We start from the raw sequence: 16,638 nt of genomic DNA on the forward strand, positions 1-16,638 counted from the left end.
CAAAGTGGGTTCCAGCACGCCGCACGGGTCGAGGATTTGCGACAGTTGCGCGCGATAGGCGGTAGCTACCCGATCGAGGACCGCCGAAAATAAGTCTTCCTTTGAAGGGAAGTGATTCCACAAAGTGCCCTTGGACCCGCCCAGCGCTGCTGCGATGCCCGACATGGTCGTCCCGGCATAGCCATGTTCCAGGAAATAGGCCTTGGCCACGGTCAATATGGTATCGCGCCGGTCCAGACGGCGTGCTTCCCTTCGGCTGGTGGGGGGAGTGTTGGAAGCGCCTGTCATGAAACCGTACCATAGAGTATGATAAAATCTTGACAAGCGGGTGTCGCGACGCCAGATGCATTTTTCATACTAGATGGTACGGTTTTTATGTCGGTGAGTCGCCTTTCCCCGCCCGTTCGTCCGCTGGTCCTGGCGACGATGATGTCGTTGCTGGCGGGGTGCGCGGCGGTCCCTGACCTTGGCACCAAGCCCGAAATTCGCGCGGCGGACACGATCGCCGCGCAGCAGAGCCTGGCCGCACCGCAGGCGGCATGGCCCGCTACGGACTGGTGGCGCGCCTATGGTGATCCGCAACTCACCGCACTGATCGAGGAAGGCTTGCGCAACGCGCCCGACATGGCGATCGCCGCCGCGCGTTTCCGCCAGGCGCAGGCTTTGGCGCAACAGTCCGGCGCGGCATTGCTGCCTTCCGCCAATCTCGACGCCAGCGCGGCCGCCACCAAGCAAAGCTATAATATGGGCATGCCCAAGGAGTTCGTGCCGCAGGGCTGGCTCGGAACCGGACGGCTGGCGCTGGACCTGGGGCTTGACCTCGACCTGTGGGGCAAGAACCGCGCGGCGCTGGCGGCGGCTACGTCGCAGGCGCGCGCGGCAAAACTCGACGCGCAGCAGGCGCAATTGGCGCTGACCACGGGCGTTGCCGACGCCTATGCCGACCTTGCCCGGCTCTATGACGAGGCGGACATTCAGGAGCGCACGCTCGCCATCCGCACGGCCAGCCAGAAGCTGGTTGCGGATCGGCGGCAAAATGGGCTGGAAACGCGCGGCAGCGTGCGGCAGGCTGACGCCATGGTCGCGTCCGCGCGCGCTCAATTGGCCGGTGCGCGCATGGCGATCGAACTGCGCCAGCATCAGATCGCAGCGCTGATCGGCGCGGGGCCCGATCGCGGCGCGGCGATTACGCGGCCCACGCCCGGCGCGCTGGCCCCGCTTGGGCGGCCCGCCGACGTCACCACCAATCTGGTCGCGCGCCGCCCCGACATCGCGGCTGCCCTCGCCCGTACCGAGGCGGCGGCCAAGCGGATCAAGGTCGCGCGCGCCGATTTCTTCCCCGCCGTGCGCCTGAGCGCCCTGATCGGCCTGCAGTCGCTTGGCTATAACACCGTCTTCGCCAATGGCGGCGCGATCGGATCGGCCCAGCCCTTCACCAATAATCTGTTCCAGAAAGACTCGATCTTCGGCAATGCCGGGCCGGCGATCAGCCTGCCGATCTTCCACGGTGGCGCGCTGCAGGGCCAGTATCGCGGTGCGCGCGCGACCTATGACGAAGCGGTGGCGAGCTATGATAAGGCCGTGCTGACGGCCTATCAGGAGGTGGCGGACGCCGTCACCAGCCGCCGCACGCTGGACGCGCGCCTGGTCGATGCCCGTGCGGCGGTGGCCGCGTCGCAGGACGCCTATGGCATCGCCAAGAAACGCTATGATGGCGGCCTGTCCACCTATCTGGATGTGCTGAATGTCGAGGATCAACTCCTCGCCGCGCAGCGTACCGTTTCCGGGCTGGAGGCAAGCGCCTTTTCGCTCGATATTGCCCTGATCCGCGCGCTGGGTGGTGGTTTCGCCCCTGACGCCGCCCTGTCCAAGGACGCACCCCATGGCTGACGCCACTCCCGAACTTACCGCCCCGACCGATGAACCCCAGGCCGATCGCAGCAGCGCCCGCAAGACCTGGCTGGCCCGGCTGGCGCTCGCGGTGGTCATCGCTGGCCTCCTCTGGACGGCCTGGTATGTCCTGGTTGGCCGCAACCATGTCAGCACCGACAATGCCTATGTGAATGCCGAAATGGCGCAGGTAACCCCGCTCATTTCCGCCCAGGCGATCGAGGTACTGGTCAGCGATACGCAGGCGGTCAAGCGTGGCGACATATTGGTGAAGCTCGATCCCACCAACGCCCGCATCGCGATCGCGCAGGCACAGGCGGACCTGGCCGAAGCGCAGCGCCGCTTCCGCCAGACGTCGGCCACCAGCGGCGCGCTCTCGGCGCAGGTCGATGCGCGCGGCGCGGACATTGTCCAGGCACGGGCGCAACTCGCCAGCGCGCAGGCCGACGTTGAAAAGGCGCGGGTCGATCTGCAACGGCGTGAAGCGCTGGTTGGCGATGGTGCCGTATCGGGCGACGAAGTGACGAGCGCGCGCACGGCCTTTGCCGCCGCCCGCGCCGCGCTTGATGTCGCGCGCGCCAGCGTGACCACGGCGCAAGCGACGCGCAGCGCGGCAAGCGGGCAACTCGCCGCCAATGATGCACTGGTGCGCGGATCGCAGGTCGATACCGACCCAGCGGTGATGGCGGCGCAGGCGAAGCTCGATGCGGCGAAACTCGATCTAGAACGCACGACCATCCGCGCGCCGATCGACGGTGTCGTGACCAAGCGGCAGGTGCAGGTCGGCCAGCGCGTCGCCCAGGGCAGCCCGATCATGACGATCGTCCCATTGGCGCAAGTCTATGTCGACGCCAACTTCAAGGAACGGCAACTGGGCAAGGTGAAGGTCGGGATGCCCGCCAAGGTGACCGCTGATATTTACGGCGGCGACGTCGTCTATCATGGCAAGGTCGTCGGCTTTTCCGGTGGCACCGGTGCGTCGCTCTCGCTGATCCCGGCGCAGAACGCGACCGGCAACTGGATCAAGGTGGTGCAGCGGCTGCCTGTCCGCATTGCGCTCGACCCCAAGGAACTGGCGGCGCACCCCTTGCGCGTCGGCCTCTCCACGGAGGTCGAGATCGACCTTTCCGGTCACTGAAGGGTCGGCAGGTGAGCGACGAGGACAGCATCTTTTCCCGGCTGACGCCGCGCCAGCGCACGCTCGCCGGGCTGGTGCTGGCGCTCAGCAATTTCATGGTCGTGCTCGATCTGACCATCGCCAACGTTTCGGTGCCGCACATAGCGGGCAATCTGGGCATCACGCCCGACCAGGGGACGTGGATCATCACCTCCTATGCGGTGGCCGAAGCCATCTGCGTGCCCTTGACCGGCTGGCTGGCTCAGCGGTTCGGGGTGGTGAAGATGTTCATCTGGGCGATGATCGGCTTCGGCATCTTCTCGGTGCTGTGCGGCCTGTCGATGTCGCTCACCATGCTGGTGGCGTGCCGCATTGGTCAGGGGCTGTGTGGCGGGCCGATCATGCCGATGTCGCAGACGCTGTTGCTACGCATCTTTCCGCCCGACCAACGCGCGCGGGCGATGGGGCTATGGGCGATGACCACGCTGCTCGGCCCGGCAATGGGGCCGATCATCGGCGGCTATATCAGCGACAATTGGAGCTGGCACTGGATCTTCTTCATCAACGTGCCGATCGCGATCCTGTGCGTGGTCGCGGCGATGGCGCTGCTGCGCCCGGTGGAAACCGACACGGCGCGCGTGCCGATCGACCGGATGGGCCTGTTCCTGCTGGTCTTCTGGATCGGTTGCCTGCAAATCATGCTCGACATCGGCCGCGACCATGACTGGTTCGGCGATCCGCTGATCGTCATCCTGGCGATCCTGGCCGTGATCGGCTTTGCCGCCTTCATCATCTGGGAATTGACCGAGGAGCATCCGATCGTCGATCTGCGGATATTCCGCCATATCGGCTTCACATCGGGCGTCTTTTCGCTGGCGCTGGGCTTTGGCGCCTATTTCGCGGGCATCGTCGTCATCCCGCAATGGCTGCAAACGTCGATGGGTTACACCGCCACAGATGCAGGCATATTGACCGCCATGACGGCGGTGGCGGCCCTGATGGCCGCGCCGATCGCCGCGCGGATGACGGGGCGGGTCGATCCGCGTATCATGATTTCGGGCGCGCTCTTCTGGCTGGGGCTGATGACTTTGTGGCGGGCGCACTGGACCAGCTCGATCGATTTCTGGTCGATGGCCGCCCCGCAATTCATCCAGGGCTTTGCCATGCCCTTCTTCATGATCCCGCTGACCACGTTGACCCTGGGATCGGTGCGGCCCGACGAAACGGCGTCGGCGGCAGGGCTGCAGAATTTCCTGCGAACGATGGCGCTGGCGATCGCGACCTCGCTGGTGCTGACCGGCTGGGGCAATGGGCAGCGCGTGTCGCGCAGCGAGATGGCGGGCACGTTGCAACCGGCCGATACGCAGGCGCAACTCAGCGCCATGGGCATGTCCTTCGAGCAAGCGCGCCAAGTCATCTCCAATCTGGTCGATCAGGAGGCGTTGGCGATCGCGGTGGATCATGTCTTCTTCCTGTCGGCGCTTGTCCTGTTCCTCGCGACGGCGATCGTCTGGCTCGCGCCCAAGCCGACTGGACCCGTGGATACGTCCGCCGCGCACTAAAGCGGGAGGGCGATCCGCCGGGTGATGCCGATCGCATCCAGAAACGCCGCGTCATGGCTGACCACCAGCAGCGCGCCGTCATAGGCGTTCAACCCCTGTTCGATCGCGGCGATCGAATCGAGGTCAAGATGATTGGTCGGCTCGTCCAGCAACAACAGGGGCGGCGGCGCGGCCCCGCCCAGCACGCAGGCGAGGCCGGCGCGCAATCGCTGCCCGCCGCTCAGCGTCCCCACCTGTTGCAACGCCAGGTCGGCGCGGAACCGGAAGCGGGCCAGCGCGGCATGGACTGCGTTGCGGGTCGTGCCGGGGTGCAGCCGCGCAAAATTGTCGGCGATACTGCGTGCCGGATCGAGCAGCGCAACGTCCTGATCGAGCAGCGCGCAATCGACAGGGCGGTGAACCCGGCCTGCCATCGGCGACAGATCACCCGCGATCAGGCGCAGCAGCGTCGATTTGCCCGACCCGTTCGCCCCGGTGATCGCCACCCGCTCCGGCCCGCTGATTGTCAGGCTGACGTCGCGCAGGACCGGGCAGTCCGGCGCATGGCCCGCCGTCACCGCGTCGAGCGTCAGGATGATGCGACCCGGCGCGACGTTGGCGGAGGGCAGGGCGATGCGGATCGGCTCCAATATCTCGATCCGCGCGCGCGCCGCGTCGATCGCCTGCCGCGCTTCGCCCTGTTGCTGCCCGGCACGGCGCACGGCATCGCCGCCCGATTGTTCGGCCTGCTGCTTGCGCTGGCCCAGCAGGATGCGGGGCATCCCGCCCTTGGCCGCGTCGCGCTTGCCTGCGCCATCGCGCCGCTGCTTGCGCTCGGTCAGCTGCTGGGTCTTGCGCGACAGGGCCGCCGCCTGCTTTTCGGCATGGTCGAGATCATGATGCGCGGCGGCCAGTTCGATCGCCTTGCGCGTCGTGTAGGCGGACCAATTGCCGCCATAGCGGGCGATGCCGAGCGTGGTCAGCTCCGCAATGGCGTCCATCGTCTCCAGCAGTGCGCGGTCATGGCTGACGACGATCGCGCCGCCGCGCCAGCGCGCGAGCAGGGCGATTACGGCCTCGCGCCCCTCGGCATCCAGATGATTGGTCGGCTCGTCCAGCAGCAGGAAATCGGGCTGGGTAAAGAGCGCGGCGGCGAGCGCGGCACGGGTGCGCTGGCCCCCCGACAGAGTCGTAAGCAGCGTTGCCGGATCAGCGCTCAGCGCCACGTCCGCCAGCGCATCGGCGAGGCGCGCGGGCAGCGTCCAGTCACACGCATCCAGTTCATCAAGCGTCGCGCTGCCCACCTCCGCCCGGTCGATCACCGCCAAAGCTTCGCGCGCGTCGAACAGGTCGGCAATGGTCGCGCCCGGCGCTGGTTCAAGATTCTGGCGCAGCACGGCAATACGTCCGTCGATCGTGACATGGCCGTGCGTCGGGGTGCATTCCCCGGCGATCAGCGCGAGCAGACTGGACTTGCCGACGCCATTGCGACCGATCAGGCCGATACGTTCGGGGGCAAAGCGGAAATCGAGACCGGCAAGGACAGCAGTACCGTCGGGCGCGGACCATCCAAGGGTCGAAAGGGTAATGGCAGGCATGGACACAGGCTTTCCTGAAGGCAGAGCGGGTGGGCTAAGCAGTCAGGGCGATGTCCATGGGGGTTCCTTTTAAGATGAATAGAAAATGTAGAGGCTAAGGCATCGGTTGGCAAGATAGGCTGCGGCACGCCAATCCCTCGCATTCTTACGGAGCTAGGGATATTTACGCATAGGTCGGTGTCCGCCGTCGCGTCATGCAGCGGACATGGACATGCAATTTGACGGGGCGCAAAATGGTGCCCTTCCGCTGATGACGCGCGCCTCCGCACCCCAGTCCTGCGACCAGTGCGGGGTGCGTGATCGGGCGATTTGTGCCGACTTGTCGGAGACGGATCGCGATGCGCTCAGCCGGATCGGGCGGCGGGTGACGCTGCATGCCGGGCAGACGGTGATGTGGGAGGGGGACGAGAGCATGGTCGTCGCCAATGTCATCGAAGGGACGCTCAAACTGGCGACTTCGACCGGCGACGGGCGCGAACAGATCGTCGGCGTGGTCTATGCGTCCGACTTTATCGGTCGCCCCTTTGGCGCGCGCACGCCCCATAGCGTCACCGCATTGACAGACGCGCGGCTGTGCCTGTTTCCGCGAGGGCGCTTCGATGGATTCGCGCGCGACCATGGCGACTTGCAGCATCGGTTGCTCCAGCGCACGCTCGACGATCTCGACCGGACCCGCGACTGGATGCTGCTGCTCGGTCGCAAGACCGCGCGGGAGAAGGTGGCGACCTTCCTGCTCGACATGGCGCGGCGGTTGCAGGCCGACCCGACGGGGACGATCGAGCTGCCGCTCTCACGCCAGCAGATTGCCGATATTCTGGGCACGACGATCGAAACCGTGTCGCGACAAATGAGCGATTTCAAGCGGCGCGGGATCATCGCGCTGGTCGGGCGACGCGGCGTGCGGCTGGTCGATGGCGCGGCGCTGGAGGCGTTGGCGGAAGGGGTCTGAGGTTAAGGTTTGGGGGGCTTCGTAGTATTTCGCCGCACGCCCCCACCCCAACCCTTCAATCGAGTCACGTGCTTCGTTTGAACCTGAAGGGGAGGGGCTTTAAGTGTCGCGGTCGTCGCGCCAGACCCTCTCGTACCTCTCTACGCACTATCCCGTAAAGACCCGCGCCCGGCGGTTTGACAGAGGTCAATGCATGGGGGCGGCCTGTCGAACAGAGGGACCGCCGAGCCTTTGACGGGGAATATCATGGACCGATTGGTAATGAGGACGGGCAGCTGGTTCGCGCTCGCGCTGGCCGCCTTCGCGGCGATGCTGGGCGCGGTGGACAGCGGGTTTGCCGTTCATATGGGGATCGTCTGCGCAGTCGGATTGCTGCTGGCGATCCTGACGATGCGCGGCGCGGATTATGCGGGGTTGGCGCGCGGCATGCTGAAAATGCCAGCCGACCAGGGCAAATATGATGATGACCCGGTCCGCTGGGGCGTGATCGCGACCGTGTTCTGGGGTCTGGCGGGTTTTCTCGTCGGGCTGGTCATCGCATTTCAGCTGGCCTTTCCCGCGCTCAACCTTGGGCTGGAATATACCAGCTTCGGTCGTATGCGGCCGCTGCATACATCGGCGGTGATCTTCGCCTTTGGCGGCAACGCGCTGATCGCGACGAGCTTCTATGTGGTGCAGCGCACCTGCCGCGCGCGGCTGGCATTCCCGTCCATGGCCCGCTTCGTCTTCTGGGGCTATCAGCTGTTCATCGTGCTCGCTGCGACCGGCTATCTGATGGGGATTACCGAGGGCAAGGAATATGCCGAGCCCGAATGGTATGTCGATCTGTGGCTGACGGTCGTGTGGGTCTGTTACCTGCTGGTGTTCGGCGGGACGATCCTCAAGCGCTCCGAGCCGCATATCTATGTCGCCAACTGGTTCTACCTCGCCTTCATCATCACCATCGCCATGCTGCACATCGTCAATAATCTGTCGATGCCGGTCAGCCTGCTGGGGTCCAAGAGCTACAGCGCCTTTGCCGGGGTACAGGATGCGCTGACCCAATGGTGGTATGGCCATAATGCGGTGGGCTTCTTCCTGACCGCCGGCTTCCTGGCCATGATGTATTATTTCGTGCCCAAACAGGCCGAACGGCCGGTCTACAGCTATCGCCTGTCGATCATTCACTTCTGGTCGCTGATCTTCCTCTACATCTGGGCGGGGCCGCACCACCTTCACTATACCGCGCTGCCCGACTGGGCGCAGACGCTGGGCATGGTCTTTTCGGTCATGCTGTGGATGCCGAGCTGGGGCGGGATGATCAACGGCCTGATGACGCTCAACGGTGCCTGGGACAAGATCCGCACCGACCCGATCATCCGCATGATGGTGATGGCGCTGGCCTTCTACGGCATGTCGACCTTCGAAGGGCCGCTGATGTCGATCAAGGCCGTCAATTCCCTGTCGCACTATACCGACTGGACGATCGGCCATGTCCACTCCGGCGCGCTGGGCTGGAACGGGATGATCACCTTCGCCTGCCTCTATTATATGACGCCGCGCCTGTGGGGCCGGGAACGCCTCTATTCGCTGCGGCTGGTGAACTGGCACTTCTGGCTCGCGACGCTGGGCATCGTTCTCTACGCCTCGTCAATGTGGGTGGCGGGCATCATGCAGGGCTTGATGTGGCGCGAATATGGGGCCGATGGCTATCTGGTCTACGCCTTCTCCGAAGTCGTGACCGCCATGTTCCCCATGTATCTGATCCGCGGTGCCGGTGGCCTGCTTTACCTGGCCGGGGCGATCATCATGGCCTGGAACATCGGCAAGACCATCGCGGGCAGCAAGTTGCGCGAAGAGAAGCCGATGCACGACGCCGCCTTCGATCCGGCGGCCGACAAGCCGCTCCTCGCTGCCCAGCCTGTATAAGGAGACGCCGACATGGCATCCAAATTCTTCGACCATGGCAAGCTGGAGCGGAATGTATCGCTGCTCGGTATTGCCGCCCTGATCGTCGTCGCCATCGGTGGCATCGTGGAAATCGCGCCCCTCTTCTGGATCGACAATACGGTCGAGAAGGTGGAGGGGATGCGGCCCTACACCCCGCTGGAACTGGCCGGGCGCAACATCTACATCCGCGAAGGCTGCTACAACTGCCATAGCCAGATGATCCGTCCGTTCCGCGACGAAACCGAACGCTATGGCCATTACAGCCTGGCCGCCGAAAGCATGTACGACCATCCGTTCCAATGGGGATCCAAGCGGACCGGGCCGGACCTGGCGCGGGTCGGCGGGCGCTATTCCGACGAATGGCATGTCCAGCATTTGAAAGACCCGCGCGCCGTGGTGCCGGAATCGATCATGCCGACCTATCCTTTCCTCGCCGAACGCGAGCTGAAGGCGGGCGACATGACGGCGGACCTGACGGCGCTGAGCCGGGTCGGGGTTCCGTACAGCGATGCGGACAAGGAAAAGGCCAATGACGACCTCCAGGCCCAGGCCGATCCCAATGCCGATACGACTGACCTCGTCAAACGCTATCCCAAGGCGCAGGTGCGCGATTTCGACGGCGATCCGAATAAGCTGACCGAGATGGATGCGCTGGTCGCCTATCTCCAGATGATCGGCACGTTGGTCGATGTCGACGCCGCCAAGCCGCTCGAAGGCCAACCGCAGCCAAAGGAGGGGACGCGATGAGCTACGACGCTTTGCGGCATTTCGCCGATAGCTGGGGCCTCGTTTTCATGGCCCTGACCTACATCCTCCTCATCGGCTGGCATTTCCTGCCGCACGGCCGCCATGCCAGCAAGCGCGCGGCCACGATGATTTTCGAGCCAGACACGGAAAAGACGGAGGCCGACCATGGCTGACGACAAGAACCCCAAGATCGACGCCGCCACCGGCACCCAGTTCAAGGGGCATGAGTGGGACGGCATTCAGGAACTGGACACGCCGCTGCCGCGCTGGTGGCTGTGGACCTTCTATGCCAGCATTCTATTCGCGATCGGTTATGTGATTGCCTATCCGGCGATCCCGATGATCAACGATTATACGCGCGGGATGCTCGGCTGGTCGAGCCGGGGGGCGCTGGAGCAGGAACTGGCCGCGCGCGCCGATCAGGTGGCGCCCATTCACCAGGCCATCGCCGCGACGACGATCGAGAAACTGGCGGGTCAGCCGCAATTGATGCAGGCCGCGATCGAGGGTGGGCGGGCCGCGTTCAAGGTCCATTGCGTCCAGTGCCATGGCTCTGGCGCAGCGGGCGGCAAGGGCTATCCCAACCTCAACGATGACGACTGGCTGTGGGGTGGCGATCTCGCCACGATCGAAAAGACGCTGATCGATGGCATCCGCAATCCGGGACACGATGCGACGCGCGTATCGATGATGCCTGCCTTTGGCCGCGACCAGTTGCTCACCGCCCCGCAGGTCGATGATGTCGTCGCCTATGTCCGGGTTGCCAGCCGACAGGATAAGCCCAGTGCCGCCGCGCAGCGCGGGGCGGGCCTGTTCGCCGACAATTGCGCGGTCTGCCATGGCACGGATGCCAAGGGCAATCGCGCCCTGGGTGCGCCCAACCTGACAGACGGCATCTGGCTCTATGGCGGCGACACCGAATCCATCCACCAGAGCGTGTGGAACAGCCGCCAGGGCGTGATGCCGCGCTGGGACGACAAGCTCAGCCCCGCGACCATCCGCATGCTGGCCGTCTATGTCCATAGCCTGGGCGGTGGCGAAGCGACGCTGGTGGAAGCCGCGGCTGCGGTGGATAATGGAGTAGCAGGCAATGTGGCCCAATAAAGCCCCGATCCTTGCCTGGAAGGGGAGGGGGTGCGCCTTTAGCGCAAGGCTTGTGACGCATTGCCCGCCCCCTCCGTCTGACCTGCGGTCAGCCACCTCCCCGTGCCGGGGAGGATTGGGCGCATGTTGATGCCGACCGACACGGGCGATCTCTATGAGAAGCGCAAGGGCGTCTTTCCCAAGGCGGTGGATGGTTTTTACCGCCGCCTGAAATGGGCGATCATGGTAGTGACGCTGGGCATCTATTGGGTGACGCCGTGGATTCGCTGGGATCGCGGCCCCTATGCGCCGGATCAGGCCGTGCTGGTCGATATGGCCAATCGCCGCTTCTATATGTTCGACATCGAAATCTGGCCGCATGAATTTTACTATGTCGCCGGGCTGCTCGTGATGGCCGGTGTCGGGCTGTTCCTGGTGACGTCGGCGGTGGGCCGCGCCTGGTGCGGCTATGCTTGTCCGCAGACGGTGTGGACCGACCTGTTCCAGCATGTCGAACGCTTCATCGATGGTGACCGCAATGCGCAGGTGCGGCTGGCCAAGGCCCGCTGGACCCCATCCAAGCTGGCCCGGCGGCTGGTCAAATGGAGCGTGTGGCTGATCATCGCCTTCCTGACCGGGGGCGCGTGGATCTTCTATTTCGCCGATGCGCCGACGTTGCAGCGGGAGTTCTGGAGCGGCACCGCCGCGCCGGTCGCCTATGGCACCACCGCGCTGCTGACCGCGACGACCTTCGTCCTGGGCGGATTCATGCGCGAACAGGTGTGCATCTATATGTGCCCCTGGCCACGCATCCAGACCGCGATGCTCGACGAGAAATCGCTGGTCGTGACGTACAAGGACTGGCGCGGCGAAAAGCGCGGCAGCGTCAAGAAGGCGGCGGCGCATCCGGGCGAATTTGGCGACTGCATCGATTGCGACCAGTGCGTCGCGGTCTGCCCGACCGGCATCGACATCCGCGAAGGGCCGCAGATCGGCTGCATCACCTGCGCCTTGTGCATCGATGCCTGCGACAAGGTGATGGCGCAGGTCGGGCGGCCACGCGGGCTGATCGACTATTGTACGCAGGATGATGCCGATGCGGAGAAGCAGGGGGCTAAGCCACGCCCGGTGCTCAAGACATTGTTGCGACCGCGTACCATCGCCTATCTGCTAGTGTGGAGCAGCATTGGCGCGGCGATGCTGTTCGCGCTGGGGGCGCGCACCCGGCTGGACATCGCGGCGCAGCAGGACCGCAACCCCATTTTCGTGACTCTGTCCGATGGGGCGGTGCGCAACGCCTATACCATCAAGATCCGCAATATGGAGACGCGACCCCGGCCGATGACGGTGCGGGCCGAAGGCTTGCCCGGCGCGCTGCTATGGACCGATGCGATGGCGCGTGAGCAGGCCCGTGCGACGGTGGACGTCACCGTGCCGCCAGACAGCGTGGCCAAGCTGCGCCTCTATGCCGCCGTGCCCGCCGCCGGGCCACAGCGGCAGGATTTCCGCTTCGTCCTGACCGCCACCGACCGCGAAGGCGGCACCGCCAGCGAACCCGCCCGTTTCGAAAGGCCGCAATGATGCGTAGCTCCACCCCCCGCCGTTTCACCGGATGGCATATGACCGGCATATTAGTGGCCTTCTTCGCCGTCGTCATCGCCGTCAACATGCTGATGGCGACGCTTGCGGTGCGGTCCTTTGGCGGGGTGGTGGTCGACAACAGCTATGTCGCCAGCCAGAAATTCAACGGCTGGCTAAAGGCGGCGCGGGCGCAGGAGGCGCAGGGCTGGCGCGAAACGATCGCGATCGATGCGCAACGACGGGTGCAGGTCGGCCTTGTCGATGCGGTGGGGACACCGCTGTCGGACGTGGGTGTCACCGCTACCGCCGCACATCCGCTGGGCCGCGCGCCCGACATCGCCTTATCGTTCCGCGAGGCTTCACCCGGCCGGTACAGCTCGGATCGCGCGCTGCCTACCGGGCGCTGGCGGTTGTCGCTTACCGCTGCTGACCATCATTTCGTCCAAGAGATCGACTGATGGCCAGCCAAGCCCTGATCCCGCCCGCAACGGACACCGAAACGGACATAGGCACGACGCAGATCAGCCTGTTCGCGGTGCCGGGGATGCATTGCGCGGGCTGTATCGGCAAGATCGAGAATGGCCTGGCCCGCACCCCCGGCATCGCGTCGGCACGGGTCAATCTCTCGGCGAAGCGCGTCACCATCCAGCACGATCCCACGCTCAGCCCGCCCGACTTGCGCGCTGCCATCGCCGCGCTGGGTTTCGAGGCGGAGCCGCTCGCCGATCCCGGCGTCGATGTGGCGGCGGCGGAAAACCGCATGCTCATCCGCGCGCTGGCGGTTGCGGGCTTTGCCGCGATGAACATCATGCTGTTGTCCGTGTCGGTCTGGTCCGGGGCGGAGGGCGGCACGCGGCAGATGTTCCACTGGCTGTCGGCGCTGATCGCGTTGCCGACGGTGGCCTATGCGGGGCGGCCCTTCTTCCGCTCGGCCTGGGCGGCGGTGCGGCAGGGGCGGACCAATATGGACGTGCCGATCAGCATCGGCGTGGCTCTGACGACGGGCATGAGCGTCTATGAAACCCTGATCGGCGGCGAAGATGCCTGGTTCGACGGGGCGGTGATGCTGCTCTTCTTCCTGCTCGCCGGGCGCTGCCTCGACAGCCTGATGCGGGGCCGGGCGCGTGCTGGTGTTGCCGCGCTGCTCAAACAATCCGCGCCGGGTGCGATGCTGCTGGACGATAGCGGGCAAAGCCGTTGGGTCGCGGCGAGCGCGCTGCGGCCCGGCATGATGATGCTGGTCGCCGCGGGCGAAAGGCTGGCCGCCGACGGGCGCGTGATGGAGGGCGACAGCGGCATCGACATCGCTTTCCTGACCGGGGAGAGCGCGCCGGTGCGCGTGCGTCCGGGCGATTTGGTGCAGGCCGGCGCGCTCAATATCGACGGGCCGATCCGCGTCGTGGTGACCGCCGCCGGGCCAGACACAGTGATCGCCGACATCGCCCGGCTGATGGAGGAAGCGGCGCAGGGCAAGTCGCGCTATGTCCGCCTCGCTGATCGGGCGGCGCGCTATTATGCGCCGAGCGTGCATCTGCTGTCGGCGCTATCCTTTGCCGGGTGGATGATCGCGGGTGCGGGCGCGCATCAATCGCTGCTGATCGCGGTCGCCGTGTTGCTGATCACCTGCCCCTGCGCGCTGGGGCTGGCGGTTCCGGCGGCGCAGATTGTTGCTTGCGGCGCGCTGATGAAGCATGGGGTGCTGGTCAAGGACGGTTCGGCGCTTGAACGGCTGGCGGAAGTGGACGAGGCGTTGTTCGACAAGACCGGCACGTTGACGCTCGGTCGCCCGGTGCCGCGCGATCTGGCGGGACTGGCGGCGGAGGACCGCGCCGTCGTGCTGGCCCTGGTGCAGGGGAGCCGCCATCCGTTGAGCGTTGCGCTGCGCCAGGCTTTGGAAGGCGAGGGTATCGTCCCGGCGGCGCTGACCGACCTGCGCGAGCAGGCGGGCGAGGGGATGACGGGCCGGTTGGGCGATGAGGCGGTGGCGCTAGGCCGTCCGCGCAGCCTCATCACCTTGTTCGATCTGGCGGCGGAATATCGGCGCGGCGATCGTGCCGTCCTGCTGCGCTTTACCGATGCGTTGCGGCCCGACGCGGTCGAAACGCTCGCCGACCTGCGCGCCATGGGCCTCAAAACGCTGATCGCCAGCGGCGACCGGCCAGAAGCCCTGACCGAGATTGCGCGCCAGACCGCGACCACCGCGATCGGCCATCTGCGCCCGCAGGACAAGCTGGCGCTGATCGAACGGTTGCGCGCGTCGGGTCATAGGGTGTTGATGGTCGGCGATGGGCTGAACGATGGCCCCGCCCTTGCCGCAGGCCATGCCAGCATGGCCCCCGCCTCAGCGAGCGACGCCAGCCAGCTGGCGGCGGACGCGGTGTTCCTGGGCGATCGGCTGGCCCTGGTGGCGATGGCCGTGCGCGCCGCGCGGCGGACGGTGCGGGTGGTGAAGCAGAATTTCGCGCTGGCGATCGGCTATAATATCTTTGCCGTGCCGCTGGCGATCGCGGGCCATGTCACCCCGCTGGTCGCCGCGGTCGCCATGTCGACCAGCTCGCTGATCGTCATCGCCAATGCGCTGCGGCTCAAGGGCGCGGCGCGATGACCGGCCTCACCGTCCTCATTCCCATCGCCCTGTCGCTCGGCCTGCTTGGCCTCGCCGCCTTTTTCTGGGCATTGGGCAGCGGCCAGTTCGACGATAGCGATGGCGCAGCGGCGCGCATCCTGATCGACGATGACGAGTGATCAGCGCCCGACGAGGATGAAGGGTGCCCAGATATAAGGCTGCGCCGCGCCGGGGCGGTTCGACCGCATCAGTTTCAGTATCGCGCGTTGCAGCGCCACCGCGCGGGGCAGGCCACGCTCCGCCCCCTTCACCGTTTCCAGCGTGACGAAGGCGCTGGCATCGTCACGCACCGGCCAGTGCGAGACGAGCAGCGAACCTGCGCCCGCATAGCGGAAGGCCTGTGCCAGCCCAGAATAAGCGGGGGCCTGCGCACTGTCGCCCGCCGCCGTGTTGCAGGCGGACAGGATCACCCAGTCTGCGCCGATCCGCATCGCGGCGACTTCGGACGCGGTGAGCAAGCCGTCCTCGCCGGTCGCGCCGGGGGCGGGGGGCGAGAGGACCAAGGCGGGCTCGGTCACGCCCTCCATCTGCCCGCTCACTAGGCCATGCGTCGCGAACAGGATGACGCCATAGGTGGACAGGTCGAGCGCGCGCAGGGCGCTTTCGCTGGCCGCTTCGCCCAGCATCAGGGTCGCGCCTTGCGCGCCATAGCGGCTGGCGACGCCGCGTACTTCGTCCGCCGATCCGGGCAGCGGCGGCAGGTGCGAGAGCGCTTCGCCATCGGCCGCGCCGCCCCGGTAATATTGGTTCGCGGCCATCAGCGTGGGGGCAGGGGTGGCGTTGGCCGCCGCTGGAAAGGGCAGGGGCGCGCCGACGCCCAAGAAGCGGGATGCGGCGACTTGCATGGGGCGCTTGTCCGCCTCCATTGCGAAGGAGGGCTGCACCGCCAGCGCATAGCGGCGGATCAGCCAGGGCGTGTCGCGCTCGACGGCGGCGACGGGCCGCTCAGGCAACAGTGCGAAGGGCAGGGAGGCGAAGGCACCGGTCGGCACGATCCGCAGCACATGCACCTTGCCCAAGGTCTCGCGGATGGCGGGGGTGAAGATCTGGCTATAGAGCGTATGGGCGGCGGGCAGGTCCATGCCGCCCGGCGTCATCGTCGCGCGCAGCCGATCGACCAGCGCGACCATCGCGGCGCGGCTCATCACCGTGCGTTCGACCCGCGCGCCGGTGCGGCTGATCGCCAGCAGATAGACATGACCAAAGGCGGGCGTGACCGCCAGCAGCGCCTCATCCTTGCCAAGCCCTGCCTGCACCTGCGCCAGATCGGGCTTCACCCCGCCGCGCGCCTCGGCCCAGCGGGGATAGTCGCGGCTGATCGCGGCGCGCAGGCCGGTCACTTCGGCATCCAGCCGGTCGCGCGCGCTGCGGGTGGCGGCGACATCGCCTGCGGTTGCCAGTGCCCGCAGCAGCGCGCGGTCGGCGGTCTGCAGCGCGCGCACCTTGTCCTGCAACGCCCGGACCCGCTCGCCAAGCGTCGGATCGGCGACCAGCCTTTCGGTGACGAGGCGGTTGGCCTGCGCGATCTTCGACCCCGCCAGGATCGCCATCGCGTCGAGCGCCAGCGCCGTATCCTG

At 66.2% G+C, this 16,638-nt stretch carries 15 protein-coding genes; 12 read left to right on the plus strand and 3 right to left on the minus strand.

Annotated features, from left to right (window positions below; genetic code table 11):
• On the minus strand, nt 1–288 hold a 288-nt coding region (locus tag IL54_RS23055; protein WP_156106301.1), incomplete at its 3' end, for a TetR/AcrR family transcriptional regulator.
• A gap of 87 nt (nt 289–375) precedes the next feature.
• On the opposite strand from IL54_RS23055, the gene IL54_RS13420 reads away from it, so the two are divergent.
• From IL54_RS13420 to IL54_RS13430, 3 genes are read left to right on the plus strand one after another with little or no spacing between them, the layout of a single operon-like run.
• Nucleotides 376–1,890: an efflux transporter outer membrane subunit gene (locus tag IL54_RS13420; RefSeq protein WP_037476325.1), complete on the plus strand. Its 1,515-nt coding sequence runs from the start codon at nt 376–378 to the stop codon at nt 1,888–1,890.
• Nucleotides 1,883–3,028, plus strand: coding sequence for an EmrA/EmrK family multidrug efflux transporter periplasmic adaptor subunit (locus IL54_RS13425; RefSeq protein ID WP_037476327.1), 1,146 nt, complete (start codon nt 1,883–1,885; stop codon nt 3,026–3,028). The genes IL54_RS13420 and IL54_RS13425 overlap by 8 nt, the downstream gene beginning before the upstream one ends.
• 11 nt (nt 3,029–3,039) lie before the next feature.
• The gene (locus IL54_RS13430) at nt 3,040–4,569 is read left to right on the plus strand and encodes a DHA2 family efflux MFS transporter permease subunit (RefSeq protein WP_037476329.1); all 1,530 of its coding nucleotides are present in this window, start codon (nt 3,040–3,042) and stop codon (nt 4,567–4,569) included.
• Here IL54_RS13430 and IL54_RS13435 read toward each other — a convergent pair.
• Nucleotides 4,566–6,146, minus strand: coding sequence for an ABC-F family ATP-binding cassette domain-containing protein (locus IL54_RS13435; protein WP_037476331.1), 1,581 nt, complete (start codon nt 6,144–6,146; stop codon nt 4,566–4,568). The two genes, IL54_RS13430 and IL54_RS13435, sit on opposite strands and share 4 nt — an antisense overlap.
• Nucleotides 6,147–6,351: 205 nt before the next feature.
• On the opposite strand from IL54_RS13435, the gene IL54_RS13440 reads away from it, so the two are divergent.
• From IL54_RS13440 to ccoS, 9 genes are all read left to right on the plus strand, one after another.
• Complete coding sequence (locus tag IL54_RS13440; protein WP_037476333.1) at nt 6,352–7,095, plus strand: Crp/Fnr family transcriptional regulator; 744 nt, start codon at nt 6,352–6,354, stop codon at nt 7,093–7,095.
• Nucleotides 7,096–7,341: 246 nt separating this feature from the next.
• A complete protein-coding gene (gene ccoN / locus IL54_RS13445) occupies nt 7,342–9,003 on the plus strand; it encodes a cytochrome-c oxidase, cbb3-type subunit I (protein WP_037476336.1) in 1,662 nt (553 codons plus the stop codon).
• A gap of 12 nt (nt 9,004–9,015) precedes the next feature.
• Nucleotides 9,016–9,771, plus strand: a complete 756-nt coding sequence (ccoO, locus tag IL54_RS13450) for a cytochrome-c oxidase, cbb3-type subunit II (protein WP_037476338.1) — start codon at nt 9,016–9,018, stop codon at nt 9,769–9,771.
• A complete protein-coding gene (locus IL54_RS13455) occupies nt 9,768–9,944 on the plus strand; it encodes a cbb3-type cytochrome c oxidase subunit 3 (RefSeq protein ID WP_037476340.1) in 177 nt (58 codons plus the stop codon). Before ccoO ends, IL54_RS13455 begins: the two co-directional genes overlap by 4 nt.
• Nucleotides 9,937–10,875, plus strand: coding sequence for a cytochrome-c oxidase, cbb3-type subunit III (gene ccoP / locus IL54_RS13460; protein WP_037476342.1), 939 nt, complete (start codon nt 9,937–9,939; stop codon nt 10,873–10,875). The genes IL54_RS13455 and ccoP overlap by 8 nt, the downstream gene beginning before the upstream one ends.
• 123 nt (nt 10,876–10,998) lie before the next feature.
• Nucleotides 10,999–12,435, plus strand: coding sequence for a cytochrome c oxidase accessory protein CcoG (ccoG, locus tag IL54_RS13465; protein WP_037476344.1), 1,437 nt, complete (start codon nt 10,999–11,001; stop codon nt 12,433–12,435).
• On the plus strand, nt 12,432–12,893 hold the full coding sequence (locus IL54_RS13470; RefSeq protein ID WP_037476346.1) for a FixH family protein: 462 nt from the start codon (nt 12,432–12,434) through the stop codon (nt 12,891–12,893). The genes ccoG and IL54_RS13470 overlap by 4 nt, the downstream gene beginning before the upstream one ends.
• Entirely contained in the window at nt 12,893–15,040 is a 2,148-nt protein-coding gene (locus IL54_RS13475; RefSeq protein WP_037476348.1) for a heavy metal translocating P-type ATPase, read from the plus strand. The genes IL54_RS13470 and IL54_RS13475 overlap by 1 nt, the downstream gene beginning before the upstream one ends.
• On the plus strand, nt 15,037–15,180 hold the full coding sequence (gene ccoS, locus IL54_RS13480; protein WP_037476351.1) for a cbb3-type cytochrome oxidase assembly protein CcoS: 144 nt from the start codon (nt 15,037–15,039) through the stop codon (nt 15,178–15,180). The genes IL54_RS13475 and ccoS overlap by 4 nt, the downstream gene beginning before the upstream one ends.
• Here ccoS and IL54_RS13485 read toward each other — a convergent pair.
• Nucleotides 15,181–16,638 (minus strand): CHAT domain-containing protein (locus tag IL54_RS13485; RefSeq protein WP_037478657.1); only part of this gene is annotated, 1,458 nt, incomplete at its 5' end.

It is taken from the genome of Sphingobium sp. ba1 (genome assembly GCF_000743655.1).
Classification (GTDB): Bacteria; Pseudomonadota; Alphaproteobacteria; order Sphingomonadales; family Sphingomonadaceae; genus Sphingobium.